The organism is Azohydromonas australica DSM 1124 (genome assembly GCF_000430725.1).
GTDB classification, from domain to species: domain Bacteria; phylum Pseudomonadota; class Gammaproteobacteria; order Burkholderiales; family Burkholderiaceae_C; genus Azohydromonas; species Azohydromonas australica.
Window position 1 is genome coordinate 81,300 of record NZ_AUMO01000032.1, and the last position, 26,452, is coordinate 107,751.

A 26,452-nucleotide genomic window follows, 5' to 3' on the forward strand; every position below is an offset into this window, starting at 1 on the left:
CCACGGGGGCGCCTTGCTCAGGCCCGGTCGATGTCCGGGCTCAGGCTTCGGCGGATGCCGCGTCAGCCGGCGCCGCCAGCTTCTGCGCCATCTCCTTGCGGAAGCGGTTGAGCGTCTGGACGTTCGGGAACTCGCGGCCCATGAGCAGGCTCATGTTGTGCAGGATGCGCTCCACGACCTTGCCTTCCCAGGCGGCGTCGAACTGGATCTGCTTGTCCAGCCACTGCTCCAGCCAGTCGGGGTCGGGCAGCCGGCTCTGCACCGTGTCGCGCGGGAACAGCTTCTCGTTGACGTGCAGGTTCGTCGGGTGCAGCGGCTGCGAGGTGCGGCGGGCGCTGGCCATGAGCACGCCCACCTTGGCGAAGGCCAGGCGCGCCGCGTCGCCGTGCTGCACCAGCGCGCGCTTCATGTAGCGCAGGTAGGCGCCGCCGTGGCGCGCCTCGTCGCGGGCCAGCGTCTCGTAGATCGCCTTGATCACCGGCTCGGTGTGCCACTCGGCCGCGCGGCGGTACCAGTGGTTCAGGCGGATCTCGCCGCAGAAGTGGAGCATCAGCGTCTCCAGCGGCGGCGCCGGGTCGAACTCGAAGCGCACCTCGTGCAGCTCGGCCTCGGTGGGCACCAGGTCGGGGCGGAAGCGACGCAGGTACTCCATCATCACCAGGGAGTGCTTCTGCTCCTCGAAGAACCACACGCTCATGAAGCCGCAGAAGTCGCTGTCGCCGCGGTTGTCGCGCAGGAACATCTCGGTGGCCGGCAGCGCCGCCCACTCCGTGATGGCGTTCATCTTGATCGTGCGCGCCTGCTCCTCGCTCAGCTGAGCAGCATCGAAGCGGTCCCACGGAATGTCCGTGTCCATGTTCCAACGGACGGCTTCGAGTTGCTTGAAGAGTTCGGGATAGAGCATGGCGGACGACATTTTTTGAAGTGGGCGGTTCTTGGGCAGAACTGCGAATTCTAGAGGGGCTACCTGATAACCCTATGACAACGCCTACACCGGCAGCACAGTTTCGCGTCTGATGCCAATCAACTCCCTACCTTGCCAAATTCTCGTTGCAGCGGGAATGCAAAGGTAACGGTGCATCACAGTGGTGGAACCCGACATGTGGTGTGTTGTCTCATGTCCGTGCCGATGCTGTTGAAGGCGCTCAGCTCGGTACCTGGTTTTTCTGCCCTGCCGCCCGCCGGCACCGCCGGCTGTAATCCCGTAAGCGCTTCTCCTCCTCCCTCCCTCCCTCGTTCGCTACGGGGCGCGGCACGGCAGTCTTTATGAGCCACGGGGCACCGTTCGAGACGGTGTCCCGTTTTTCTTTGCAGCGAGGAGAAAGGTGGGCGTGCCGACGGTTTAGAGCCAGCCCTTGCGCTTGAAATACCAGAACGGCGTGATGACGCTGAAAAGCATCAGCGCCAGCGCGAAGGGGTATCCCATTTCCCACTCCAGCTCGGGCATGAACTTGAAGTTCATGCCGTAAAGGCTTGCGATGAGCGTGGGCGGCAGCAGCGCCACCGAGGCCACCGAGAAGATCTTGATGATCTTGTTCTGGTTGATGTTGATGAATCCGACGGTGGCGTCCATCAAGAAGTTGATCTTGTCGAACAGGAACGCCGTGTGGCTGTCCAGCGAGTCGATGTCGCGCAGGATCTGGCGCGCCTCCTCGAACTGCTCGGCATTGAGCATGCGGCTGCGCATGAGGAAGCTCAGCGCGCGGCGCGTGTCCATGACGTTGCGGCGGATGCGGCCGTTGAGGTCCTCCTCGCGCGCGATGGCCGTGAGCGCCTCGCCGGCGGCGACGTCGTTGACCTCCTGCCGCAGCACGCGCTGGCTGACCTTTTCCAGGTTGTCGTAGATGCTCTCCAGCGCATCGGCGCTGTACTCGGCGTCGGCGTCGTAGAGCTTGAGCAGCACGTCCTTGGCGTCCTCGATCAGGGCCGGGATGCGCCGTGCGCGCAGGCGCAGCAGCCGGAACACCGGCAGGTCCTCATCGTGGACCGAGAACAGCACGTTCTCGCGCAGGATGAAGGCCACGCGCACGCTGCGCGAGCCCTGCTCGTCATGGCCTCTGTCGGCGTCGATGAGGAAGTCCGAGCGCATGTGCAGCTCGCCGTTGTCCTCCTCATAGAAGCGCGCCGATTCCTCCAGGTCCTCGTCCACGATGTCGGCGGGGAGCACCAGGCCGAAGCGGGCGTGGATCCAGGCTTTTTCCTCTTCCGTGGGGTCTTCCAGATCGACCCACACCGGCTTGAGGCCGTTCAGCGGTGCGGGGTCGTGCAGCTCTTCCTGCAGCAGCCGGCCCTTGAGCTTGCCGGCCTCCAGCGTGAACACATTGAGCATCTGCCCATCTCCAACGACGCATGTGTTGCGGGGCGCCGCGCGCGCCAGAAGGCGGTGCGCCGGGCCCGTCGAGGTTGTGAAAACCGCCTCACCCCTCGTGGGTCCGCCAGGCGGTCACGCGTCGGAGTGGACGGTCACCGAGGGTGACTTCGGTCCAATGTCGTCTCCGTGAAAGGGACCCGCGAATTATCTCACCGGCCCCAGGGGCCCTCCGCCCCAGGCCGCATGCGCGATCGCACGCAATTCACGCGCAAGCACCAGGCCGTCGCCCTCGCGCACGCCGGGCGAGCGCGACAGGGCCCGCGCCAGCAAGGCGGACAGCGCTTCCGGCAGCTCGGGGCGCAGCGCGTGCAACGGTTGTGGCTCCTCGCGCGCGATGGACTGCAGCAACTGGCCCAGCGACTCGCCCTCGTGTGGCAGCCGTCCGGTCAGCAGCTGGAACACCATTGCCGCCAGCGCGTAGAGATCGCTGCGCGCATCGGCGCTGGCGCCGGCCAGCAGTTCCGGCGCCATGTACGCCGGCGTGCCCAGCAGCAGCCCGCTGCGCGTGCGCGCGGCATCATGCAGCCGAGCCAGGCCGAAATCGGTGAGCTTGAGCTGGTCCGAGGGCAGGTCCAGCATGACGTTGGCGGGCTTGACGTCGCGATGCAGCACGCCCTGGCGATGCGCATGGGCCAGGGCCTCGGCCACGCGCGCCCCGATCTCCAGCACCAGCGGCTCGGGCAGCAGCCGGGCCGGCTGCGTGTAGCGCGTGAGGTCGCAGCCGGGCACCAGCTCCATCACCAGATAGCCCAGGCCGCCGATCCGGCCAGCATCGAACACCTGCACGATGTCCGAATGGTGCAGCCGCCGTGCCGCCTCGGCTTCTGCCATGAAAGCCTGCTGCAGGGCCTGCGCCGAGGCGGCGTCGCTTTCCTGGAGAACCAGCGTCTTCAGCGCGCGCGCGGCGCCGCTGGCGGGGTCGTGGGCCAGGTACACGGCACCCAGGGCGCCGCGGCCGATGAGGCGCTCGATGCGCAGCCCTGCGAACAGCAGGCCCGGCATCAGGCCTTCGGTCGGCGCCAGCGCCGGGGCGGCGGGCTGTTCGCGCCGCCGCCGCCACCATGCCGTCAGCTCCCATGCCATGTGCCGCCCGTCCCTGTCGCTCAGGTCTCTGGGCCACCTTAGCACGCACCGGGGTGCCGCCAAGGGTGCAAGGCGGTGCTCCCCGGCGGGCTTTCAGTCGCTGAGCGTGAGCACCAGGCTCAGGCCTGAGGTCACCGCGATGGGCACCGTCCAGCGGTCCTGCGTCGTGGGAGTTTCGACCAGCTCCGTCGGCAGCGCCTCGTGGACATGGCCCACGCGGGGTCGGCGGGCGTCGATCATGCGCAGGCTGCGTCCATGGCGCAGTTGCAGCTGCTGCGCCACTTCCGGCAGCGGCCGCCGCGCCACGAGCGTGTCGATGCGCGCGCCCACGAGCTGCGGACGCAATTCGTCGAACAGCTGTGCCGCCCAGCGCGCGCGCCACTGCTCGCGGCTGCTGTGCGCCACCCACTTGCTGACACGGTGCGTGAGCTTGGGCGCGCAGCCCACCAGCACCCAGTGCGTGCCGGGTTGGGCCAGCGGCTGCAGCACGCGCAGCGCATGTGCGGCGTCATCGACGAAAACAGCGATCTTCTCCATGTGACGCCTCCTGCGATGGCAGCCTCAGGCTGCCGGGGATTGCGAATGCAGCGATTCCGAAGCGCGGCGTGCCGTCCACCAGCCCGCGCCCAGCACACCCACCACCAGCACCACGTAGGCGGCGATGCGCGCAGCCAGGTACGGGTCGAACACGGCGTCGAGCAGCGGCTCGCCCACGATCATCTTGGCTGCCGTGAATGCCAGCACGCCCGCGCCGATGTAGGTGATGGCGGGGAAGCGCTCGACCAGCTTGAGCACCACCGAGCTGCCCCAGACCACGATGGGCACGCTGATGAGCAGGCCGATCACGACCAGATCGAAGGCGCCGTGCGCGGCACCGGCCACGCCCAGCACGTTGTCCACGCCCATGAGCGCGTCGGCGATGACGATGGTGCGCATCGCGCCCCAGAAGGTGTTGGCCTGCGGGCCGCCGTGGCCGTCCTCCCCGTGCTGCGGCGCCAGCAGCTTGTAGGCGATCCACACCAGGCCCAGGCCGCCCACGAGCATCAGGCCCGGAATCTTGAGCAGCCACACCACGCCCACCGTCATGAGCGAGCGCATGACGATGGCACCGACGGTGCCCCAGAGGATGGCTTTCTTCTGCAGGTGCGTAGGCAGGCTGCGGGCGGCCAGCGCGATGACGATGGCGTTGTCGCCGGCCAGCACGAGGTCGATAAGAACGATGGCGGCCAGGGCTGAAAACCAGGCGGGGGACAGAAACTCCATGGGCTCTCCGAAAGGGACGGTTGCAACAAGACCTGTGCAGACCGTGCGACGGATGAACGCGCGTCGACGCCGATGGAGGAAAAGGCGCCTTCGAGCATCCCGCCACGGGCGGTCTGCGTCGAAGGTCTTGCTCGGCTGGAGTTTTGGTTATGGCCCGGCAGGCCGGAAGCCGATGGCTTCGTATTGACGACCTGCCGATCCGGCGCGCCGCTTCACGAGCCGGCCGCGCTGGAGAGCTACTCCCCTTCGGGAAGCCTGGATTTCATCAGATGCAAGCGACGGCATCAAGCTTTTATCGCTGCAGCCTTCGGCTTTCAGGGCCCATTGCTTGGGATCAAGGCGTGTGAAACCGCTTTCTGGAAGGCAAAACGCCCGATGCGCATCAGCGCGTCGGGCGTTGGAAGCGGCGGGCAGGGGCCGCCGGCAGATCGGTGGACCGCGACGCGCCTGGCGCGCCACGGCGGCGTGGGCTCAGATCCGCTGAGCGGAGGCTTCCTCTTGCGCCTTGGCGGCGCGCGAGCGGCGCTGCAGCGCCAGACCGATGCCCACCACCGCCAGCGCGCCAATGGCACCGGCCACGTTGACCGTGCTGTGCGGCAGCTCGCCGCCCACCCAGCCCGTGACGGCCGGATCGGTCAGCAGCATCTCGCCGGCCAGGAAGCCCAGCAGGGCCGCGCCCAGCGTGATGATGATCGGGAAGCGTTCCATGACCTTCAGCAGCATGGTGCTGCCGAAGATGATCAGCGGGATGCTGACGGCCAGGCCCACCACCAGCAGCACCGTGTCGCCCTTGGCGGCGGCGGCCACCGCCAGCACGTTGTCCAGGCTCATCACCAGGTCGGCCACCAGGATGGTGCGGATCGCTGCAGCCATGCCGCTGCTGGCGTGCTTGTTTTCCCCGCCCTCTTCGTCCTCATCGAGCATCAGCGTCACGCCGATGTAGACCAGCAGCAGCCCGCCGACGATCTTGAGGTAGGGCAGCGTGAGCATCTTGACCGCGATGAGCGTCAGCACGATCCGCATCACGATGGCGGCGGCACTGCCCCAGAAGATGGCCTTCTTCTGCTGGTGCGGCGGCAGCGAGCGCGCAGCCAGGGCGATCACGACGGCGTTGTCGCCCGACAGCAGGATGTTGGCGACGATGATCGATCCGAGGGCTGCCCAAAAGGCGGCAGACATGATTTCCATGGGGCGACGGCGGAGGTGAGGGGGAAAAAGGAAAGAGGGCCGAAGCCCTCCCGAGCGCTGCCGGAGTGTAGGCAGCGGATCCGCCCTCAGCGTTCGTAATATTACGAACGGGCGCTGCGCGGCCGCCCGCGGCGGCCGCAGTGCACGCAAGCGCTGCTTACAGCAGGGCCTTGAGCAGCTTGCCCATCTCCGACGGGTTGCGCGTGACCTTGAAGCCGCACTCTTCCATGATGGCGAGCTTGGCGTCAGCGGTGTCGGCGCCGCCGGAGATCAGCGCACCGGCGTGGCCCATGCGCTTGCCCGCAGGGGCGGTGACGCCGGCGATGAAGCCGACGATGGGCTTCTTCATGTTGGCCTTGCACCATTGGGCGGCTTCGGCCTCGTCCGGACCGCCGATCTCGCCGATCATGATCACGGCGTCCGTGTCCGGATCGTCGTTGAAGGCGCGCATCACGTCGATGTGCTTCAGGCCGTTGATCGGGTCGCCACCGATGCCCACGGCCGAGCTCTGGCCCAGGCCGATCTCGGTCAGCTGCGCCACGGCTTCATAGGTCAGCGTGCCCGAGCGGGACACGACGCCGATGCGGCCCTTGCGGTGGATGTGGCCGGGCATGATGCCGATCTTGATCTCTTCGGGCGTGATCAGGCCGGGGCAGTTGGGGCCCAGCAGCAGCGTTTCCTTGCCGCCGGCAGCGACCTTGGCCTTCATCTTGTTGCGCACTTCCAGCATGTCCCGCACCGGGATGCCTTCGGTGATGCAGATGGCCAGGTCCAGGTCGGCCTCGACGGCTTCCCAGATGGCGGCGGCGGCGCCCGCGGGCGGCACGTAGATCACGCTGACGGTGGCGCCCGTCTCGGCCTTGGCTTCCTTGACGCTGGCGTAGATGGGAATGTCAGCGAACTTCTCGCCGGCCTTCTTGGGGTTCACGCCGGCAACGAAGCACTCCTTGCCGTTGGCGTAGGCCTGGCAGCCCAGGGTGTGGAACTGACCGGTCTTGCCCGTGATGCCTTGGGTGATGACGCGGGTGTCCTTGTTGATGAGGATGCTCATGGGGTGTTCTTCCGAGATTCAGTGCAGGACAGAGCGGATCACTTCACCGCGGCCACGATCTTGGTGGCCGCCTCGGCCATCGTGTCGGCGGAGATGATGGGCAGGCCGGAGTCGGCCAGCATCTTCTTGCCCAGGTCCTCGTTGGTGCCCTTCATGCGCACCACCAGCGGCACCGACAGGTTCACCGCCTTGCACGCGGCGATCACGCCTTCGGCGATGGTGTCGCAGCGCATGATCCCGCCGAAGATGTTGACCAGGATGCCCTTGACCTCCGGGTTCTTCAGCATGATCTTGAAGGCTTCGGTGACCTTCTCGGCCGTGGCGCCGCCGCCGACGTCCAGGAAGTTCGCCGGCTCGCCGCCGAAGAGCTTGATGGTGTCCATGGTGGCCATGGCCAGGCCGGCGCCGTTGACCAGGCAGCCGATGTTGCCGTCCAGGCTGATGTAGGCCAGGTCGAACTTGGAGGCCTCGACTTCAGCCGGATCCTCTTCGTCCAGGTCGCGGTAGGCCACGATCTCCGGATGGCGGAACAGGGCGTTGGAGTCGAAGTTGAACTTCGCGTCCAGGGCCTTGATGTTGCCGTTGCCTTCCAGGATCAGCGGGTTGATCTCGGCCAGGCTGGCGTCGGTGTCCATGTAGCACTGGTACAGGCCCTTGAGCACCTGGACCGCCTGGGCCTGGCTGCCTTCGGGAACGCCGATGCCCTGCGCCAGGAACAGCGCCTGCTCGTCGGTCAGGCCGACGGCGGGCTCGACGAAGACCTTCAGGATCTTCTCGGGCGTGGCGTGGGCCACTTCCTCGATGTCCATGCCGCCTTCGGAGCTGGCCATCATGGCGACCTTCTGCGTGGCGCGGTCGGTCAGCGCGGCGACGTAGTACTCCTTCTTGATGTCGGCGCCTTCTTCGATCAGCAGGCGGCGCACCTTCTGGCCCTCGGGACCGGTCTGGTGGGTCTTGAGCTGCATGCCCAGGATCTCACCGGCCAGCGCCTTGACCTCGTCGTTGGAGCGCGCGAGCTTGACGCCGCCGCCCTTGCCGCGACCGCCGGCGTGGATCTGCGCCTTCACCACCCAGACATTGCCGCCGAGCTTCTGGGCGGCTTCCACCGCCTCCTGGACGGTGAAGGCCGGGTAGCCGCGCGGCACCGGCACGCCGAACTGGCGCAGCAATTCCTTGCCTTGATATTCGTGGATCTTCATGGGGTGTGACTCTGGGGTGGATGTGTCGGCTCAGACTGTGGTCGCCGGCCGGCCGGGATTGTCGGCACCGTGGGTGCCTGTCCCGCGTGGAGAACACGTAGCGAACGCCTGCCGCGCCAGGTTGCGCCCCCGGGCCGTCACACCGCCGCCATGGAGCACGGCCACACTGCCGCAGCGGGGGCGGCAGGCGGGCTCGTTTCGCAGGAAAGCGGCAGGCATTGGGGCCATGGGACTGCGGCGCTGAAACCCACAACTGCGGGATTCCTGGGGCCTGGGGCGTGGCAAACGGCGCGCAATGTAGCACGCGCTTCCTGCGGCCAAACTTACGCGGGGGGTGTGCCCGCTTGTGGTGTCAATCCGTAGCCCTCCTGATCTGGATCAATCGTCGCTGGCCTGCAGCACGCGGCGGATCACGTCGGCACTGAAGCCGCGCGCGGCCAGGAAACGCATCTGCTTCGCGCGCGCGGCGGCGTCGGCCGGGCGCTCGCCGCCAAACTTGCGCGCCCACACCTCGCGGCAGCGTTCCTGCTCGGTGTCGCGCAGCCGCTGCGCGGCCTCGGCGTCCAGCGCCACCCCGTGCTGTGCCAGCTCCTGGCGGATGCGCAGGTTGCCGAAGCGCCCCGCGCGCGCATGCACGCGCGACTCGACGAAGCGCTGCTCCGACAGGTAGTGCTGCGCCTGCAGCCAGTCCAGCAGTGCCTCGACGGCGCTCTCGGCCTCGGCCCGGGCCGCGCCGGTGTCCGGGACCCCCTCCGGCGCATCGGAAGAAAAAACACCCGGCCGGGCGGACGCCAGGCCGGGTGAGCGGTGCAACTCGGATGCAGATGCGGTGGCCGTGGCCGTCGCGGCTTCGAGCGCCGCGGCGCGCGCGTGCGGCAGCAGCTTGCGCCGCAGCTCGGCGCGGCTGTGCTCGCGCCGCGCCAGCATCGCCAGCGCGCGCGCCTTGAGCGACAGCGCCGGCTTCACGCCAGCGCTCCGCGGCCCGCCATGCAGGCCTTACTCGGCGTCGGCCGCCGGCGGCGCGGCGCCATCACCGGCGAGCGCGGGCAGCGCCCGGATGCCCATGGCCTCGCGCACCTTGTTCTCGATCTCATGCGCCACGTCGCGGTTCTCGCGCAGGAACTCGCGTGCGTTGTCCTTGCCCTGGCCGATCTTCTCGCCCTGGTAGGCGTACCAGGCGCCGGACTTGTCCACGATCTTGGCCGCCACGCCCATGTCGATGATCTCGCCCTCGCGGCTGATGCCCTCGCCGTAGAGGATGTCGAACTCGGCCGTCTTGAACGGGGGGCTGACCTTGTTCTTGACCACCTTGACCTTGGTCTCGTTGCCGATGACCTCCTCGCCCTTCTTGATGCTGCCGGTGCGGCGGATGTCCAGGCGCACCGAGGCGTAGAACTTGAGCGCGTTGCCGCCGGTCGTGGTCTCGGGGTTGCCGAACATCACGCCGATCTTCATGCGGATCTGGTTGATGAAGATGACCATGCAGTTGGTCTTCTTGATCGTGGCGGTGAGCTTGCGCAGCGCCTGGCTCATCAGGCGCGCCTGCAGGCCCGGCAGCGAGTCGCCCATCTCGCCCTCGATTTCCGCCTTGGGCGTGAGCGCGGCCACCGAGTCGATGACGATCAGGTCCACAGAACCCGAGCGCACCAGCGCGTCGGTGATCTCCAGTGCCTGCTCGCCGGTGTCGGGCTGGCTGATGAGCAGCTCCTGCAGGTTCACGCCCAGCTTCTGCGCGTACTGCACGTCCAGCGCGTGCTCGGCGTCGATGAAGGCGCACACGCCGGCCTGCTTCTGCATCTCGGCGATGACCTGCAGCGTCAGCGTCGTCTTGCCTGAGGACTCGGGGCCGTAGATCTCGATCACGCGCCCGCGCGGCAGACCGCCCACACCCAGCGCGACGTCCAGGCCCAGCGAGCCGGTGGAGACGACCTGGATGTCTTCGATGGCCTCGCCCTCGCCCAGCCGCATGATCGAGCCCTTGCCGAACTGCTTCTCGATCTGGGCCAGCGCCGCCTGCAGGGCCTTGGCTTTTTCAGTGTTGAGTGCCTTCACAGGTGCGTCCATTGCTTTCTCCGGTTTCGTGGCCATGATTTTATCGCGGAACTGTATGTTTATACAGGGGTGGAGGGACTTTGCGGGATCGGCCCCCTGGCCGACTCCCTAAAATGAAGACAGTGCCGGCCAGCACAAGGCCGGAGAAGCTGTCAACGAGGAGATAGGGCATGCGCATCCTGATTGCCGAAGACGACCAGGTGCTGGCCGACGGGCTGTTGCGCTCATTGCGCAACAGCGGCTACGCGGTGGATCAGGTCAGCAGCGGCACCGAAGCCGATGCCGCGCTGTCCTCCCACGAGTTCGACCTGCTCATCCTGGACCTGGGCCTGCCCAAGCTCCACGGTTTCGAGGTGTTGCGCAAGCTGCGCGCGCGAGGCAGCGCGGTGCCGGTGCTCATTCTGACCGCGGCCGACGGCATCGAACAGCGGGTCAAGGGCTTGGACCTGGGCGCGGACGACTACATGGCCAAGCCCTTCGCGCTGGCCGAGCTGGAGGCGCGGGTGCGCGCCCTCACCCGCCGCGGCCTGGGCACGGCCTCCAACGTCATCAAGCACGGGCCGCTGTCCTTCGACGCCACCGGGCGCGTGGCCTACATCAACGACCAGATGATCGACCTCTCCGCGCGCGAGCTCTCGCTGCTGGAGGTGCTGCTGCAGCGCGCCGGGCGCCTGGTGAGCAAGGACCAGCTCGTGGAGCGGCTGTGCGAGTGGGGCGAGGAGGTCTCGAACAACGCCATCGAGGTCTACATCCACCGCCTGCGCAAGAAGATCGAGCAGGGGCCGATCCGCATCGCCACCGTGCGCGGCCTGGGCTACTGCCTGGAGAAGATCCCCGGCTGATCCGCCGGCGCGCCGCAGGCCGCGGCGCCCGGCCGCCGTGGCGCCCACCATGTTTGCCTCCTCCCGCGAGCAACGCTCCCTCTTCGGCGAGATCCTGGACTGGATGCTCGCGCCGCTGCTGCTGCTGTGGCCGATGAGCGTGAGCATCACCTACCTGGTGGCGCAGGGCATCGCGCACCGCCCCTACGACCGTGACCTGGGCGAGATGGCGCGCACGCTGGCGCGCCGCGTGGTGGTGGAGAGCGAGGCCGGGCGCGCGGTGCTGGCGCCCGAGCGCATCGCCGAGACCCTGGGCGACACGCTGCGCGCCGACGACACGGGGCAGTTCTATTTCCAGGTGCTGGGCACGCACGGCGAGCTGGTGGCCGGCGACCGCGAGCTGCCCCCGCCCACCGGCGAGCTCGCGCCCGCGGGCGAGCTGCGCTTTCGCGACGACCAGCTGCTCGACGAGCCCGTGCGCGTGGCTTCGGTGCGCCTGGCGCTGCCGGTGGCGCCGGACGAGGAGCCGCCGCTGGTGCAGGTGGCCGAGACGCTGGACCGCCGCTCGCGCCTGGCCACCGAGATCATCAAGGGCGTGATCCTGCCGCAGTTCGTGATCCTGCCCGTGGCGGTGCTGCTGGTGTGGCTGGCGCTGGCGCGCGGCCTGGCGCCGCTCAACGACCTGCAGCGCCGCATCCGCCAGCGCGAGAGCCAGGACCTGAGCCCCATCGACGAGCGCGACGCGCCCGAGGAGGTCACGCCGCTGGTGCGCGCCATCAACGACCTGCTGGAGCGCCTGGACACCTCGATGAAGGCGCAGAAGCACTTCCTGGCCGACGCGGCGCACCAGCTCAAGACGCCGCTGGCGGGGCTGCGCATGCAGGCCGAGCTGGCGCAGCGCGAGATCGACGCCGGCAGCGACACGCAGGCCATCAAGCGCTCGCTGCAGCAGATCGCCCTGTCCAGCCAGCGCGCGGCGCACATGGTCAACCAGCTGCTGTCCATGGCCCGCGCCGAGGACGAGGAGCAGGGCCGGCGCGTGCAGTCCTTCGACTTGGCGCGGCTGGCCACCGAGGCCGTGCACGACCTCGTGCCCAAGGCCATGGACAAGCGCATCGACCTGGGCTACGAGGGCCCCGAGGACGGCCAGGCGCTGCCGCCGCTGTCCGGCCAGCCGGTGCTGGTGGGCGAGCTGGTGCGCAACCTGGTGGACAACGCGCTGCAGTACACCCCGGCCGGCGGCACCGTGACGGTGCGGGTGCAGATGGACCCCGCCGGCGCCGAGGACCCCGCGCAGCCGGTGCTGCTGCTGCAGGTGGAGGACTCGGGCCCCGGCATCGCGCCGGCCGAGCGCGAGCTGGTGTTCCAGCCCTTCTACCGCGCGCTGGGCACCAACGTGGACGGCAGCGGCCTGGGGCTGGCGATCGTGCGCGAGATCGCGCAGCGCCACAACGCCGACATCACGCTGGAAGACACCTACGACCGCGCCACCCACGCCATGCCCGGCACGCGCGTGAGCGTGAGGTTCAGGCTGCCGCCGCAGGAGCCGGCGGACGCGGTGGCGGATGAGGCCGCGCCGCAGGGTGGCGAGCCCCGCGCGGACACGGGCCTGGCGGGCTGATTCAGGACTGCATCAGCCGCCGGCTGCGCGCAATTGACATCAGCATCCCCAGGCTCAGCCCCAGGGTGACCATGGCGGTGCCGCCGTAGCTGATGAAGGGCAGCGGCACGCCCACCACGGGCAGGATGCCGCTGACCATGCCCATGTTGACGAAGGCGTAGGTGAAGAAGCTCATCGAGATCGCGCCGGCCAGCAGCCGCGCGAAGGTGGTGGGCCCCTCCGCGGCGATCATCAGGCTGCGCACGATCAGGAAGACGAAGCCCAGCAGCAGGCTCAGCGTGCCCGCCAGCCCGAACTCCTCGGAGAAGGCGGCGAAGATGAAGTCGGTGGTGCGCTCGGGAATGAACTCCAGGTGCGTCTGCGTGCCCTTCATGAAGCCCTTGCCCGTGGTGCCGCCGGAGCCGATGGCGATCATGCCCTGGATGGTGTGGAAGCCCTTGCCCAGCGGGTCCTTGCTCGGGTCCAGCAGCGTGCACACGCGGTGCTTCTGGTAGTCGCGCAGCACCACCCAGTCCGTCTCGGGCTGGCAGAGCTGGTCCTCGGTGGCGATGACCGCGCCGATGCCCAGCGCGCCGGCGATGAGCACCGGCAGGATCAGCCGCCAGCTCAGGCCCGCGAAGAAGATCACGTACAGCCCTGCCGAGAAGATCAGCAGCGAGGTGCCCAGGTCGGGCTGCTTGGCCACCAGCAGGAAGGGCAGCAGCAGCAGGCCCCAGGCGACGGCGAAGTCGCTGCGCCGCGCCTGGCCCTCGCGGCGGTGGAACCACCACGCCAGCATCAGCGGCGTGGCGATCTTCAGGATCTCGCTGGGCTGGATCACCACGCCCACGTTGAGCCAGCGCGTGGCGCCCTTCTTGGTGATGCCGAACAGCAGCGTGGCCACCAGCAGCGCCACGCCCAGGCTGTACAGCGGCACGGCCAGCTGCATCAGCCGCTGCGGCGGCACCTGCGCCACCACGAACATGATCCCGGCGGCCAGGATCATGTTGCGGCCGTGGTCCACGAAGCGCGTGCCGTGGTCGTAGCCGACGGAGTACATCGTCACCAGCCCGCCCGCGGCCAGCAGCAGCACGCCCAGGATCAGCAGGAAGTCGAAGCCCGAGAACACCGGGCGCAGCCGCTGCCACAGCGTGGGGCGCACCAGCACCGCGCTCATTGGGTCCCCCTCGCGCTGCGCGCGGTCCCCCCGCGGGGGACGGAGCGCCTCCTTCGGAACGGCCGTGCGGAGGCGCTCATCGTTTCACGTCCTCGTTGGCCGCCGCCGCGGCGCCCTGCGCCATGCGCTGCGGCGGCGTGCCGAAGCCCGCCACCACCTCCACGTTGCCCGGCAGCGGGACGTCCTCGGCGCGGCGCGGCGTGCCCGTGGGCGCCACGCTCTGGCCGCGGCGCGTGGCGGCGACGTCGTCCTCGCTGGGGTAGTTGCCCAGCAGCCAGTAGTCGAAGACCCGGCGCGCGATGGGCGCGGCCGCGGCGGCGCCGAAGCCCGCGTTCTCCACGATCACCGCCAGCGCGATGGTGGGCGCCTCCAGCGGCGCGAAGGCCAGGTACAGCGAGTGGTCGCGCTGGTGCTCGGCCAGCCGCGCGGCGTTGTAGCGCTCGTTCTGGCGCACCGTCACCGCCTGCGCCGTGCCGGTCTTGCCGCCGCTGCGGTAGGGCGCGCCGGCGAAGACCTTGGTGGAGGTGCCCTCCTGCGTCACGCCGTACATCGCGCGCTTGATGACCTCCACGTGCTCGGGCTTGAGCGCCAGCGGCGGCAGCGCCTCGCGCTCCACCGTGCGCTTCTGGTGCGTGACCACGTCCTGCACCTCGCGCACCAGGTGCGGCGGCGGGCGCTGCCCGCCGGAGAGCAGCGTGGACATGGCGTTGGCGATCTGCAGCATCGTGAAGTTGTTGTAGCCCTGGCCGATGCCCAGCGAGATGGTCTCGCCGGCGTACCACTTCTGCTGCTCGGGCCGCTTGTAGGCGCGGCGCTTCCACTCGGTGCTGGGCAGGATGCCGGTGGCCTCGCCTTGGATGTCGATGCCCGTGCGCCGACCGAAGCCGAAGGGTTCGAGCTGGTCGTGCATCAGGTCCACGCCCATCTCGTTGGCCAGCGAGTAGTAGTAGACGTTGCTGGACATGACGATGGAGCGGTGCATGTCCACCGGCCCCAGCCCGTGGTCGCCGTGGCTGCGGAAGGTGTGGTTGCCGAACTGGAAGCTGCCGTTGTCGTAGACGATCTGGCCGGCGTTGCGCTTGCCGGTGCTCAGCGCCGCGATGGCCATGAAGGGCTTGAAGGTGGAGCCCGGCGGGTAGGTGCCGCGCAGCGCGCGGTTGAGCAGCGGCTTGTCGATGGACTCGTTGAGTTCGCGCCAGTTGTCGACGTCGATGCCGTCCACGAACAGGTTGGGGTCGAAGGTGGGCTTGCTCACGAAGGCCAGCACCTCGCCCGAGCGCGGGTCCATCGCCACCAGCGCGCCGCGGCGGTCGCCGAAAAGCTCCTCCACCAGCGCCTGCAGCTTGATGTCCACCGACAGCACCACCGTGTTGCCCGGCGTGGGCGGGTGGGTGCGCAGCCGCCGCACGGCGCGCCCGCCGGCGCTGGTCTCGACTTCCTCGAAGCCGGTGGTGCCGTGCAGCATCGTCTCGTAGCTCTGCTCCACGCCGAGCTTGCCGATGTAGTCGGTGCCGCGGTAGTTGGCCTGCAGGTCCTCGTCCCAGTCCTCCATGGCCTTCTTCTCGGCCTGGTTGATGCGGCCCATGTAGCCGATGAGGTGGCTGCCGGTCTCGCCCAGCGGGTACTGGCGGAACAGCCGCGCCTTGACCTCCACGCCGGGGAATCGGAAGCGCTGCGCCGTGAAGCGCGCCACCTCCTCGTCGCTGAGGCGGTTGCGCAGCGGCACCGAGTCGAAGCTCTTGCTCTCCTCCAGCAGCCGCTTGAAGCGGCGGCGGTCGCGCTGCGTGACCTCCACCATCTGCGCCAGCTGCTCGATCACGCGCTCCATCGGCTGCTCCAGCTTGGAGGGCGTGATCTCCAGCGTGTAGGCCGAGTAGTTGGTGGCCAGCACGATGCCGTTGCGGTCCACGATCAGCCCGCGGTTGGGCACCGAGGGCAGCACGGCGATGCGGTTGGCCTCGGCGCGCGCGGACAGGGCGTCGTGCTGCAGCACCTGCAGGTGGAACAGCCGCGCCCCGATCAGGCCGAAGCCGAGCAGCACGAAAGCCACCGCCGCCAGCACCCGGCTGCGGAAGCGATGCAGTTCGCGCTCGACGTTGCGGAGTTCGGTCACGCTGTGATCGGGGGTTGCCAGGGGTGGAGGGGGCGCACTGTGCGGGAGGCGCCGGGTTTGTGCAGCTGCGGGGGCATTGGCGGACAGCGACGCGGCAGGTGCGGCGGCGGGCGGCTCAGAGCGGGCGGTTCTCGTCCGGATCGGGCGCGCGGCGCTGCGGCGCCAGCAGCAGCCAGGCCGCCGGCGGCCACAGCAGCGTCTCGAACAGCGGCGCCAGGAACAGGCTCCAGCCCGGGAACATGTCGCCGGCCAGCAGCCGCACCACCAGCGACACCACGTGCGCGCCCAGGAACAGCGGCGCGATCTGCAGCGCCTGCTCCAGCACGCTGAACCAGCGCAGCCGCCGGTGCACGGTGATGGCGAAGTACGACAGCAGCGAGTAGGCCAGCGCGTGCTGGCCCAGCAGCGCGCCGTGGTTGACGTCCATCAGCAGCCCGGCCACGAAGGCCACGCCCACGCCGATGCGCCGGGGCTGGTGCACGTTCCAGAACACCAGCACCAGCGCCAGCAGGTCGGGCATGGCGGGCACGCGACCCAGCGGCAGCAGGTTGATGGCCAGCGCCACCAGCAGCGCGCACCAGACGAACAGCGGGTTGGCCGGCAGCAGCAGCTGGTCCGAGCCGCGCGGCATGATCATCGCGGGCCTCCGCTGGCGGCCAGCGCGTCCTTCGGATCAGGGCGCGGGGGCAGTTGCCGGCTCATGGGCTCCAGCACCAGCACGTGGTGCACGTTGTCCATGGTGGCCGAGGTCTTGAGGCTCACGCGCGCGAAGCCGCCTTCGGCGCGGCGGTCGATGTGCTGCACGGTGGCCACGGCCAGGCCCGGCGGGTACACGCCGTCCAGGCCCGAGGTGAGGATGGGGTCGCCCGGCTGCACGTCGGCGTTGGCGGCGATGAAGCGCAGCTCTAGCGCGTCGTTGACGCCGCCGAAGGCCGCGGCGCGCTGCTGCGTGCGGCCGTTGAGCACGGGGATGGCGGCGTCCTTGTCGGACAGCAGCGTGACCTCGGCCGACAGCGGGAACAGCCGCGTCACCTGCCCCAGCACGCCCTGCTCGTTGACCACCGGCGCGCCCAGCGCCACGCCCTGCTTGGCGCCGCGGTCGATGACGAGCTTGCGCGTGTAGGGGTCGGCCGCCTGCCACAGCACCTGCGCCGCCTGCGTGCGCACGGTGAAGCTCGGGCGCAGCTCCAGCAGCTCGCGCAGCTTGATGTTCTCGGCCTCCAGCTCGCGCATGCGCGCGGCCTGCACCGAGTGCTGCGTCAGGCGCGCCAGCGCCTCCTGCTCGGCCGTGCGCGCGGCCTTGAGGCCCTGCAGGTACTCGGCGCCGCCCTCGACGATCTCCACCGGCACCAGCAGCGTGCGCTGCACCGGCAGCAGCACCGTGGCAAGCGCGGCGCGCAGCTGCTGCACCAGCGCGAAGCGGGCGTCGGCCACCATCAGGAACAGCGCCAGCGCCGCGAACAGGATCAGCTTCGTGCGCGCCGACGTGCCCTGCCGGAAGAACGGCGGGGGCGTTCGGTCGAGGGTGCCCAGGGCCATGACGCGGGGCTGTGAGGAATGCGTCGGGCGCGGCTACGCCAGGCTTGGCTTACTCGGAGGTGAAGATGCTGCCCAGGCGCTCCATGCGCTCCAGCGCCATGCCGCAGCCGCGCACCACGCAGGTCAGCGGATCCTCGGCCACCAGCACGGGCAGGCCGGTCTCCTCGGCCAGCAGCCGGTCCAGGTCGCGCAGCAGCGCGCCGCCGCCGGTGAGCATCATGCCGCGCTCGGCGATGTCGGCGCCCAGCTCCGGCGGGGTCTGCTCCAGCGCGTTCTTGACGCTGGAGACGATGTTGTTGAGCGGGTCGGTGAGCGCTTCCAGGATCTCGTTGGAGCTGATCGTGAAGCTGCGCGGCACGCCCTCGCTGAGGTTGCGGCCCTTGACCTCGATCTCCTTGACTTCGGAGCCGGGGAAGGCGCTGCCGATGTTCTTCTTGATCATCTCGGCGGTGGGCTCGCCGATGAGCATGCCGTAGTTGCGGCGGATGTAGTTGATGATCGCCTCATCGAACTTGTCGCCGCCCACGCGCACGCTGCCCTTGTAGACCATGCCGCCCAGCGAGATGACGCCGACCTCGGTCGTGCCGCCGCCGATGTCCACCACCATCGAGCCCGAGGCTTCCGACACCGGCAGCCCGGCGCCGATGGCCGCGGCCATGGGCTCCTCGATCAGGTAGACCTCGGAAGCCCCCGCGCCCAGAGCGGACTCGCGGATGGCGCGGCGCTCGACCTGGGTGGAGCCGCAGGGCACGCAGATGATGATGCGCGGGCTGGGCTTGAGCACCGAGCGCGGATGCACCATCTTGATGAACTGCTTGAGCATCTGCTCGGTGACGGTGAAGTCGGCGATCACGCCGTCCTTCATCGGGCGGATGGCGTCGATGTTGCCCGGCACCTTGCCCAGCATCGCCTTGGCTTCGGCGCCCACGGCCTGGATGGTTTTCTTGCCGTTGGGACCACCCTCGTGGCGGATGGCGACCACGGAGGGCTCGTCCAGCACGATGCCCTTGTCGCGTACGTAGATCAGGGTGTTCGCGGTGCCGAGGTCGATGGCCAGGTCGGTCGAGAAGTAGCGCCGGAAGGTTTCAAACATGGTGGGTCAGCGATCTGCTGGGTTCGGTCGCGCGGGCGGGCGTCAGCGGAGGTGGAAAGCGCCGGGCCGCGGCAGTCGAACGCCGGAATTCGTCACATCAAGGCAGCGGGGTTGTGCGGCTCGCGGCTGCGGCGCAGGCGGGCTCCATGGCCGGGGTGCCTGCGCTACCTGAAAAAAGGTCCTGCACAAAAAACCCGCCGGCGCTGCCGGCGCTTGCAAACACCTGTCTGCGCGTCGCAACTGCAGCGATCGCGCCGGGTTTTTGCTCTTGCGCCGGCCGCCCCGGTGGGCTCTGGGTAACGGGCGATAATACCCGATCCCCCCGGGTCGCCGCGCCGCGGCGGACCTGCAAAAGCCCGAACCCCGAGCACTATTGCCATGGCCCTCAGCCCCACGGACGTGAGCCGCATCGCCCACCTTGCCCGCCTCGAATTGCAGCCCGAGGAACAGGCCGCGATGCTCCAGCAGCTCAATGGTTTCTTCTCCATCGTCGAGCAGATGCGCGCGGTGGACACCAGCGGCGTGGAGCCGCTGTACACGCCGCTCTCGGCCCTGTCGGAGGTGCAGCTGCGACTGCGCGAGGACGCCGTGAGCGAACAGGATCAGCGCGCACTCAACCAGCGCAGCGCCCCTGCCGTCGAGGACGGCCTTTTCCTCGTGCCCCAGGTGATCGAATGAGCTCTCAATTGCACGGGCTGGGCGTGGCCGCGCTGTCGCGCGCCCTGGCTGCCAAGGACTTTTCCAGCGTCGAACTCACGCAACACCTTCTTGCACGGGTTGCGGACCACCAACAGCTCGGCGCCTTCGTGCACGTGGACGCCGAAGGCGCCCTGGCCGCCGCGCAGGCCGCCGACGCGCGCCGCGCCGCCGGCGACGCCACCGCGCTGACCGGCGTGCCCATCGCGCACAAGGACATCTTCGTCACCGCCGGGGCGCCCACCACCGCGGGCTCGAAGATGCTCCAGGGCTACCAGAGCCCCTTCGACGCGACGGTCGTGGCCCGGCTCGCGGCGGCCGGCGTGGTCAGCCTGGGCAAGCTCAACTGCGACGAGTTCGCCATGGGCTCGGCCAACGAGAACTCGGCCTGGGGCCCTGCGCTCAACCCCTGGGACCGCACGCGCGTGCCCGGCGGCAGCTCCGGCGGCTCGGCGGCCGCCGTGGCGGCGCGGCTGCTGCCTGCGGCCACCGGCACCGACACCGGCGGCTCGATCCGCCAGCCCGCGAGCTTCAGCGGCATCACCGGCATCAAGCCCACCTACGGGCGCTGCTCGCGCTACGGGATGATCGCCTTCGCCTCCAGCCTGGACCAGGCCGGCCCGATGGCCCGCTCGGCCGAGGACTGCGCGCTGCTGCTCTCCGCCATGAGCGGCTTCGACGAGCGCGACGCCACCAGCGCCGAGCGTCCGGCGGAAGACTTCCACGCCCAGATGCTGCAGGCCCGCGAGGGCGCGAGCGCCGACAAGCCGCTGCAGGGCCTGCGCGTGGGCCTGCCCCGCGAGTTCTTCCCCGAGGCCCTGGCGGCCGACGTCAACGGCGCCGTGCGCAATGCCCTGGCCGAGCTGGAGAAGCTGGGCGCGACGCTGGTGGAGGTGAGCCTGCCGCGCACGGAGCTGTCCATCCCCGTGTACTACATCATCGCCCCGGCCGAGGCGAGCTCGAACCTGCAGCGCTACGACGGTGTGCGCTACGGCCGCCGCGCCGAGAAGTACGGCGACCTGGTCGACATGTACAAGAAGACGCGTGCCCAGGGCTTCGGCGCCGAGGTGAAGCGCCGGATCATGATCGGCACCTACGTGCTCTCGCACGGCTACTACGACGCCTACTACCTGCAGGCGCAGAAGCTGCGCCGCATGATCGCCGACGACTTCCAGCAGTGCTTCCAGCACTGCGACGTGATCGCCGGCCCGGTGGCGCCCAGCGTGGCGTGGCAGCTCGGTGCCAAGAGCGACGACCCGGTGGCGGCGTACCTGGCCGACATCTTCACCCTGCCCGCCAGCCTGGCCGGTCTGCCCGGCATGAGCGTGCCGGCCGGCTTCGGCGAGGGCGGCATGCCCGTGGGCCTGCAGCTCATCGGCAACTACTTCGCCGAAGGCCAGCTGCTGCACACCGCCCACGCCTTCCAGCAGGCCACCGACCACCACCTGCGCGCGCCCGCCGGCTTCTGAAGACATCCATGAGCACGCCCCAACTCATCCGCGGCTACGAGGTCGTCATCGGCCTGGAGACGCACGCCCAGCTCTCGACCGCCAGCAAGATCTTCAGCGGCGCCTCCACCGCCTTCGGCGCCGCGCCCAACACGCAGGCCAGCGCCGTGGACCTGGCGCTGCCCGGCACGCTGCCGGTGCCCAACCGCGGCGCGGTCGAGCGCGCCATCCGCTTCGGCCTGGCCGTGGGCGCGAAGGTCGCGCGCCAGTCGATCTTCGCGCGCAAGAACTACTTCTATCCGGACCTGCCCAAGGGCTACCAGATCAGCCAGTACGAGATCCCCGTCGTGCAGGGCGGCGTGATCGAGTTCCTGGTGGGCGAGCAGAAGAAACGCGTGAACCTCACGCGCGCGCACCTGGAAGAGGACGCGGGCAAGAGCCTGCACGAGGACTACCACGGCCTCACCGGCATCGACCTCAACCGCGCCGGCACGCCGCTGCTGGAGATCGTCTCCGAGCCCGAGATGCGCTCCAGCCTGGAGGCCGTGGGCTACGCCCGCTCGCTGCACGCGCTGGTGGTGTGGCTGGGCATCTGCGACGGCAACATGCAGGAAGGCTCCTTCCGCTGCGACGCCAACGTCTCGGTGCGCAAGCCCGGCGAGCCCTTCGGCACGCGGCGCGAGATCAAGAACCTCAACAGCTTCCGCTTCCTGCAGCAGGCGATCGACTACGAGGTGCAGTGGCAGATCGACCAGATCGAGGACGGCCTGTCCATCGAGCAGGCCACGGTGCTGTTCGACCCGGACAGCGGCGAGACGCGCGCCATGCGCAGCAAGGAAGACGCGCACGACTACCGCTACTTCCCCGACCCCGACCTGCCGCCGCTGGTGATCGAGCCGGCCTGGGTGGAACGCGTGAAGGCCGGGATGCCCGAGCTGCCGCAGGCCATGGCGGACCGCTTCCAGCAGCAGGACGGCCTGCCTGCCTATGACGCCGGCATGGTCACGCAGAGCCTGGCCTTCGCCCGCTACTACGAGGCGGCGCGGGATGCCTGCAAGCAGCCCAAGCTGGTCGCCAACTGGCTGATGGGCGAGTACGCCAAGCGGCTGAACGCCGAAGGCCGCGGCATCGAGGAGGCCCCGGTGGCGCCCGCGACGCTGGGCGCGCTGATCGCGCGCATCGCCGACGGCACCATCTCCAACAACGGCGGCCGCCAGGTCTTCGACGCGCTGTGGTCCGGCGAGGGCAGCGACGTCGACGCGCTGATCGAGGCCAAGGGCCTGAAGCAGATGAGCGACACCGGCGCGCTGGAGGCCATCGTCGAGCAGGTGCTGGCCGCCAACGAGAAGTCGGTGGCCGAGTTCCGCGCCGGCAAGGACAAGGCGTTCAACGCCCTGGTCGGCCAGGTGATGAAGGCCAGCAAGGGCAAGGCGAACCCGGCGCTGGCGGGCGAGCTGCTGAAGAAGAAGCTGCAGGGCTGAGCTGCCACCAGCGTCCGTGCCTGCGCACGGACGCGCGGGCGGCGAAGGGCCCCTCGCTCTGCGAGGGCGCGGCCAGCAGGGCTGAGTCGCCCTTCCCTGCAATGAAAACGGCCCGCTGGTCGCGGGCCGTTTCTCATTCCGGGCGCCGGAGGCTCAAACCCCGTACCGCTCCCGGTACGCCGCCACCGGGGCCTTGAACTGCGCCAGGGCCGGATCGGCGGCGTGGTCCAGGAAGGCCATCAGGTCGGCCAGCGAGGCGATGTTGATGACCGCCAGGCCCAGCTTGTCGCGCACGTACTGCACGGCGGACCAGTCCACGTCGGCACCGTTCTCGGTGGCCTTCTCCTGGCGGTCCAGCGCGATGGCCACGCCGCAGGGCTCGGCGCCGGCGGCGCGGATCATGGCGATCGACTCGCGCACCGAGGTGCCGGCGGAGATCACGTCGTCGATGATCAGCACGCGCCCGCGCACCGGCGCGCCCACCAGGGTGCCGCCCTCGCCGTGGTCCTTGGCTTCCTTGCGGTTGTAGGCGTAGGGCTTGTTGTGGCCCAGGCGCGCCAGCTCCATCGACACGGCCGCGGCCAGCGTGATGCCCTTGTAGGCCGGGCCGAAGAGCATGTCGAACTGCAGCCCGGAGTCCACCAGGCGGCGTGCATAGAATTCCGCCAGGCGGCCCAGCTTGGCGCCGTCATCAAACAGGCCGGCGTTGAAGAAGTAGGGCGACAGCCGCCCGGCCTTGGTCTTGAACTCCCCGAAGCGCAGCACGCCGACCTCGACCGAGAACTTCACGAAGTCCTCGGCCAGCGAGGGTTGGGGGGAGGTGTTCGTGCTCATAGGAATGGGTTGGTACTGCGATGGGTTTGAGGGTGGTGACGCTCAACCTCAATGGGATCCGCTCCGCGGCGACCAAGGGGTTTGAAGCATGGGCCGAAGCGGCCGGCGCGGATTTTATGGGGGTGCAGGAAGTGCGCGCCCAGGAGGCCGACGTGGCGGAGCGCTTCAAGCGCGTCGCCGGCCTCGACGGCCACTTCCACTACGCGGTGAAGAAGGGCTACTCGGGCGTCGGGCTCTACACGAAGCGCGATCCGTCGGCCGTGATCACCGGCTTCGGCTGCGACGAGTTCGACCCGGAAGGGCGCTACGTCGAGCTGCGCTTCGACACCAGCGCGCGCCAGTTCAGCGTGATCAGCGCCTACTTCCCCAGCGGCTCCAGCGGCGAGGAGCGCCAGGCGGCCAAGTTCCGCTTCCTGGAGCGCTTCTGGCGCCACCTGGCCGCGCTGCGCGCCGCAGGGCGCGAGTTCATCCTGATGGGCGACTTCAACATCGCGCACCAGGCCATCGACCTCAAGAACTGGCGCGGCAACCAGAAGAACAGCGGCTTCCTGCCCGAGGAGCGGGCGTGGTTCTCGCGCATGGTGAGCGAGGAGCTGGGACTGGTGGACGTCTACCGCCGCCTGCACCCCGAGGCCACCGAGGACTGCTACACGTGGTGGAGCAACCGCGGCCAGGCCTGGGCCAAGAACGTGGGCTGGCGGCTGGACTACCAGGTGGCGACGCCGGAGATCGCGCACAGCGCGCACGCGGCTTCCATCCACAAGACCTCGCGCTTCTCGGACCACGCGCCGCTGACGATCGACTACGCGACGTCGCTGTGACGCCGGGCGGGAATGCCTGCGCAGGCATTCCCCGGACATGTCACGCCGGCCCGGCGCCGCGCTTCAGGCCAGCACCTTCAGCATCCACTGCCGCAAGGTCTCCAGCTCCTCCGCGCTCACCGTGTGGTCGATCGGGTACTCGTGCCACTCCACCTCGTGCCCCAGCGCCTGGAGCAGGTCGCGCGAGGCGGTGCCGGATGCCATGGGCACCACCGGGTCCATCCGGCCGTGGGCCAGGAACACCGGCAGGTCGGCGTTGGCGCCGTGGCGCTCGGCGGCCGTGAGGCTGGCCAGCGGCAGGTAGCCCGAGAGGCCGGCCACGCCGGCCAGCCGCTCCCCGCAGCGCAGGGCCGACAGCAGCGCCATCGCGCAGCCCTGCGAGAAGCCCGCCAGCACGATGCGCCGCGCCGGCACGCCCCGCGTGCGCTCGCGCGCCACCAGCGCCAGCACCTGCGCCAGCGAGGCGCGCAGCCCGGGTTCGTCCTCGCGGCGCATCATTTCCGTGCCCAGCAGGTCGTACCAGGCGCGCATGCGGTAGCCGCCGTTGATCGTCACCGGCCGCACCGGCGCGTGCGGAAAGATCCAGCGCACGGCGCCCAGCGCCGACAGGTCCATCTGCTGCGCCAGCGGCTCGAAGTCGTGGCCGTCGGCGCCCAGGCCGTGCAACACGATCAGGCTGGCGCCGGGCTGGTCGCCGGTTTCCACTTCGAGGGTCTGCAGGGTCGGCTCGGTCATCACGGCTCCGGGGATGGGGTTCGGGAAGCGGCAGCGCCCGCCGGCGCGCGCGCCATGCAGCGCTGCCAGCGCTGCTGCACGCGCTCGGCGAACCACTTGGTGCTCAGCGGGCGGCTGATCTTGGGGCCGGCCAGCGCGATGTCCGGCAGCACGGCGCGCGGCAGCGCGCGGCCCTCGTTGCGCTCGGCCCGCTCAAACACCTTCTGGTACAGCGCGCTGCGCTCGAAGCCGGGCTCGCCGCCCTGCTCCAGCGCGCGGTGCGCCTCGGATTCCGACAGGCCCAGCCGCGGCGCCAGCGACAGCGCGGCGGCCTCGGTGGCGCCGCGCTGGCCGTCGCCGCGCAGCAGGTCGCCGTCGGTGTCGAGCGGGATGCCCGAGGCCTTGCTCAGCGCCTGCTGGAACGCGGCGTTGCGGCTGGCCCAGCGCCCGGCGTTGAAGTCGGCGAAGCGGTAGATCGGCCGGTCGTAGGGCGCGGCGTAGTCCAGCAGGTGCGCGATGCCGAAGAACAGCCCGCCGCGGCGGCTGAACACCGCCTGGCGCACGCCGCCGTCCAGCGGGTACGGGTAGCGCTGCGTGTTGGCCTCGGCCCAGGCCACGCTCACCTGCATCGGCCCGCCGGTGCGCACCGGGTTGAGCTTGCCGAACAGGCGCTGGCCCAGCGGCACGCGCTCGATCAGGTCCTCGAAGGTCTCGCTGAGCTGGCGCTCGGTGCGCGCCTTGTCGATGCGCTCGGCGTAGCTGCGCCCGTCCGAGGACGGGATCTGCAGCGCTGCCGACACCAGCAGCGAGGGCACCCCCACGCGCCCGGCCCGCTCGTCGATCTCCTTGCGCGCGATCGCGCCCAGGTTGGGCACGGCCGGGTCGGCCTGGAAGCTCGACTCCTGCTCGATCACGCCCAGCGCGGCGCAGAAATTGGCGGGCGTGGGCGGGATCTGCAGCGCCGAGAAGGCGGCGTAGATGTCGGTGGCCCAGCCGGTGCGGTCGGCAAGGTTGGCGGGCAGCAGTTGCTGCAGCAGCGCGCGGCTGTCCTGCGGGCGCGGCCACGCGTCGCGCTGGGACTCGTCGGCGGCGCAGCCGGCCAGCAGCAGCGCCAGGCCCAGCATCCGCAGCCGCGCGCCCGGGCGGCGCGGGGCCGGCCGCTCAGGGCAGATGGCAGGGATTTGTGCTGCGCTGTGCTCCATCGCTCCTCCTTGCGGCACGCGCGATGCCCGCGCCGCGCCCGCCACAATGGCGGCCATGCTTCGTTACCAAACCATCCCCGTCACCCCGTTCCAGCAGAACTGCTCGCTGCTGTGGTGCGACCAGACCCAGGAAGCCGTGCTCATCGACGCCGGCGGCGAGCTGGGCGTGCTGCGCGCCGCGGTGCAGGAGCGCGGATTGAAGCTCGTGGCCCTGTGGGTCACGCATGCGCACATCGATCATGCCGGCGGCGTCGGGCAGCTCGCGCGCGAGGAGCAGCTGCCCATCGTCGGCCCGCAGCGCGCCGACCAGTTCTGGATCGACGGCCTGGCGCAGCAGAGCCGCATGTTCGGCTTCCCGCCGGCCGAGCCCTTCGCGCCCACGCGCTGGCTGGAAGACGGCGAGACGGTGCAGCTCGGCCACAGCGAGGTTCACGTGCGCCACTGCCCTGGCCACACGCCCGGCCACGTCGTGTTCCATGCGCCGGAGATCAAGCGCTGCTTCGTGGGCGACGTGCTGTTCGCCGGCAGCATCGGCCGCACCGACTTCCCGCAGGGCAACCATGACCAGCTGATCGCCAGCATCACCCAGCGCCTGTGGCCCATGGGCAACGACACGGTGTTCATCCCCGGCCACGGGCCGGAGAGCAGCTTCGGCGAGGAGCGCAAGTTCAATCCGTACGTGCGGGGGACCTGAGCCCCCCGCGGT

25 protein-coding genes are annotated in these 26,452 nt (G+C 69.6%); 7 read left to right on the forward strand and 18 right to left on the reverse strand.

Annotation, left to right across the window (positions count from 1 at the left end; translation table 11 throughout):
- Positions 1 to 40 precede the first annotated feature (40 nt).
- The 10 genes from H537_RS0104300 to recA all read right to left on the reverse strand — a co-directional run bounded on the left by H537_RS0104300 (position 41) and on the right by recA (position 10,219).
- Positions 41 to 904, reverse strand: coding sequence for a ferritin family protein (locus tag H537_RS0104300; RefSeq protein ID WP_028996908.1), 864 nt, complete (start codon positions 902 to 904; stop codon positions 41 to 43).
- A gap of 438 nt (positions 905 to 1,342) precedes the next feature.
- On the reverse strand, positions 1,343 to 2,329 hold the full coding sequence (gene corA, locus H537_RS0104305; RefSeq protein ID WP_028996909.1) for a magnesium/cobalt transporter CorA: 987 nt from the start codon (positions 2,327 to 2,329) through the stop codon (positions 1,343 to 1,345).
- Positions 2,330 to 2,515: 186 nt separating this feature from the next.
- The gene (locus tag H537_RS41115) at positions 2,516 to 3,454 is read right to left on the reverse strand and encodes a serine/threonine-protein kinase (RefSeq protein ID WP_051241811.1); all 939 of its coding nucleotides are present in this window, start codon (positions 3,452 to 3,454) and stop codon (positions 2,516 to 2,518) included.
- A gap of 93 nt (positions 3,455 to 3,547) precedes the next feature.
- Positions 3,548 to 3,991, reverse strand: a complete 444-nt coding sequence (locus H537_RS0104315; RefSeq protein ID WP_028996910.1) for a hypothetical protein — start codon at positions 3,989 to 3,991, stop codon at positions 3,548 to 3,550.
- Between the two features lie 24 nt (positions 3,992 to 4,015).
- On the reverse strand, positions 4,016 to 4,717 hold the full coding sequence (locus H537_RS0104320; protein WP_028996911.1) for a TerC family protein: 702 nt from the start codon (positions 4,715 to 4,717) through the stop codon (positions 4,016 to 4,018).
- Between the two features lie 471 nt (positions 4,718 to 5,188).
- The gene (locus tag H537_RS0104325) at positions 5,189 to 5,905 is read right to left on the reverse strand and encodes a TerC family protein (protein ID WP_028996912.1); all 717 of its coding nucleotides are present in this window, start codon (positions 5,903 to 5,905) and stop codon (positions 5,189 to 5,191) included.
- Positions 5,906 to 6,062: 157 nt separating this feature from the next.
- Entirely contained in the window at positions 6,063 to 6,956 is an 894-nt protein-coding gene (sucD, locus tag H537_RS0104330) for a succinate--CoA ligase subunit alpha (RefSeq protein WP_028996913.1), read from the reverse strand.
- Positions 6,957 to 6,994: 38 nt separating this feature from the next.
- Complete coding sequence (sucC, locus tag H537_RS0104335) at positions 6,995 to 8,155, reverse strand: ADP-forming succinate--CoA ligase subunit beta (protein ID WP_028996914.1); 1,161 nt, start codon at positions 8,153 to 8,155, stop codon at positions 6,995 to 6,997.
- A gap of 378 nt (positions 8,156 to 8,533) precedes the next feature.
- Complete coding sequence (locus H537_RS0104340; protein ID WP_051241865.1) at positions 8,534 to 9,082, reverse strand: regulatory protein RecX; 549 nt, start codon at positions 9,080 to 9,082, stop codon at positions 8,534 to 8,536.
- A 69-nt stretch (positions 9,083 to 9,151) separates the two neighbouring features.
- Positions 9,152 to 10,219: a recombinase RecA gene (gene recA / locus H537_RS0104345; RefSeq protein ID WP_028996916.1), complete on the reverse strand. Its 1,068-nt coding sequence runs from the start codon at positions 10,217 to 10,219 to the stop codon at positions 9,152 to 9,154.
- A gap of 158 nt (positions 10,220 to 10,377) precedes the next feature.
- Here recA and H537_RS0104350 point away from each other — a divergent pair, with 158 nt between their 5' ends.
- A complete protein-coding gene (locus H537_RS0104350) occupies positions 10,378 to 11,049 on the forward strand; it encodes a response regulator (RefSeq protein WP_028996917.1) in 672 nt (223 codons plus the stop codon).
- Positions 11,050 to 11,098: 49 nt separating this feature from the next.
- Entirely contained in the window at positions 11,099 to 12,649 is a 1,551-nt protein-coding gene (locus H537_RS41120) for a sensor histidine kinase (protein WP_051241868.1), read from the forward strand.
- Between the two features lies 1 nt (position 12,650).
- Here the strand turns inward: H537_RS41120 and rodA are convergent, their stop codons facing one another.
- The 5 genes from rodA to H537_RS0104380 form a co-directional block, all read right to left on the reverse strand.
- A complete protein-coding gene (gene rodA / locus H537_RS0104360) occupies positions 12,651 to 13,805 on the reverse strand; it encodes a rod shape-determining protein RodA (RefSeq protein ID WP_028996918.1) in 1,155 nt (384 codons plus the stop codon).
- Between the two features lie 76 nt (positions 13,806 to 13,881).
- Positions 13,882 to 15,918, reverse strand: a complete 2,037-nt coding sequence (gene mrdA, locus H537_RS41125) for a penicillin-binding protein 2 (RefSeq protein ID WP_051241815.1) — start codon at positions 15,916 to 15,918, stop codon at positions 13,882 to 13,884.
- Between the two features lie 115 nt (positions 15,919 to 16,033).
- On the reverse strand, positions 16,034 to 16,555 hold the full coding sequence (mreD, locus tag H537_RS0104370) for a rod shape-determining protein MreD (RefSeq protein ID WP_028996919.1): 522 nt from the start codon (positions 16,553 to 16,555) through the stop codon (positions 16,034 to 16,036).
- Entirely contained in the window at positions 16,552 to 17,457 is a 906-nt protein-coding gene (gene mreC, locus H537_RS0104375) for a rod shape-determining protein MreC (protein ID WP_028996920.1), read from the reverse strand. The genes mreD and mreC overlap by 4 nt, the downstream gene beginning before the upstream one ends.
- Positions 17,458 to 17,506: 49 nt before the next feature.
- Positions 17,507 to 18,550: a rod shape-determining protein gene (locus H537_RS0104380; protein WP_028996921.1), complete on the reverse strand. Its 1,044-nt coding sequence runs from the start codon at positions 18,548 to 18,550 to the stop codon at positions 17,507 to 17,509.
- 378 nt (positions 18,551 to 18,928) lie between these two features.
- Between H537_RS0104380 and gatC the strand changes: the two genes are divergently transcribed.
- The 3 genes from gatC to gatB are packed head-to-tail and all read left to right on the forward strand — an operon-like array spanning position 18,929 to position 22,175.
- Entirely contained in the window at positions 18,929 to 19,228 is a 300-nt protein-coding gene (gene gatC / locus H537_RS0104385; RefSeq protein ID WP_028996922.1) for an Asp-tRNA(Asn)/Glu-tRNA(Gln) amidotransferase subunit GatC, read from the forward strand.
- Positions 19,225 to 20,715, forward strand: a complete 1,491-nt coding sequence (gene gatA / locus H537_RS0104390) for an Asp-tRNA(Asn)/Glu-tRNA(Gln) amidotransferase subunit GatA (protein ID WP_028996923.1) — start codon at positions 19,225 to 19,227, stop codon at positions 20,713 to 20,715. The genes gatC and gatA overlap by 4 nt, the downstream gene beginning before the upstream one ends.
- A gap of 8 nt (positions 20,716 to 20,723) precedes the next feature.
- Complete coding sequence (gene gatB / locus H537_RS0104395; RefSeq protein WP_028996924.1) at positions 20,724 to 22,175, forward strand: Asp-tRNA(Asn)/Glu-tRNA(Gln) amidotransferase subunit GatB; 1,452 nt, start codon at positions 20,724 to 20,726, stop codon at positions 22,173 to 22,175.
- A gap of 153 nt (positions 22,176 to 22,328) precedes the next feature.
- Here gatB and pyrE read toward each other — a convergent pair whose 3' ends face one another.
- Positions 22,329 to 23,009, reverse strand: coding sequence for an orotate phosphoribosyltransferase (gene pyrE, locus H537_RS0104400; protein WP_028996925.1), 681 nt, complete (start codon positions 23,007 to 23,009; stop codon positions 22,329 to 22,331).
- A 20-nt stretch (positions 23,010 to 23,029) separates the two neighbouring features.
- Here pyrE and H537_RS0104405 point away from each other — a divergent pair, with 20 nt between their 5' ends.
- On the forward strand, positions 23,030 to 23,830 hold the full coding sequence (locus tag H537_RS0104405; protein WP_028996926.1) for an exodeoxyribonuclease III: 801 nt from the start codon (positions 23,030 to 23,032) through the stop codon (positions 23,828 to 23,830).
- Between the two features lie 63 nt (positions 23,831 to 23,893).
- Here the strand turns inward: H537_RS0104405 and H537_RS0104410 are convergent, their stop codons facing one another.
- A complete protein-coding gene (locus tag H537_RS0104410; RefSeq protein ID WP_028996927.1) occupies positions 23,894 to 24,565 on the reverse strand; it encodes an alpha/beta hydrolase in 672 nt (223 codons plus the stop codon).
- A complete protein-coding gene (locus tag H537_RS41130; RefSeq protein WP_238446601.1) occupies positions 24,565 to 25,803 on the reverse strand; it encodes a DUF1615 domain-containing protein in 1,239 nt (412 codons plus the stop codon). The genes H537_RS0104410 and H537_RS41130 overlap by 1 nt, the downstream gene beginning before the upstream one ends.
- On the opposite strand from H537_RS41130, the gene H537_RS0104420 reads away from it, so the two are divergent.
- Entirely contained in the window at positions 25,802 to 26,440 is a 639-nt protein-coding gene (locus H537_RS0104420) for an MBL fold metallo-hydrolase (protein ID WP_028996928.1), read from the forward strand. The two genes, H537_RS41130 and H537_RS0104420, sit on opposite strands and share 2 nt — an antisense overlap.
- The last annotated feature ends 12 nt before the right edge of the window (positions 26,441 to 26,452 follow it).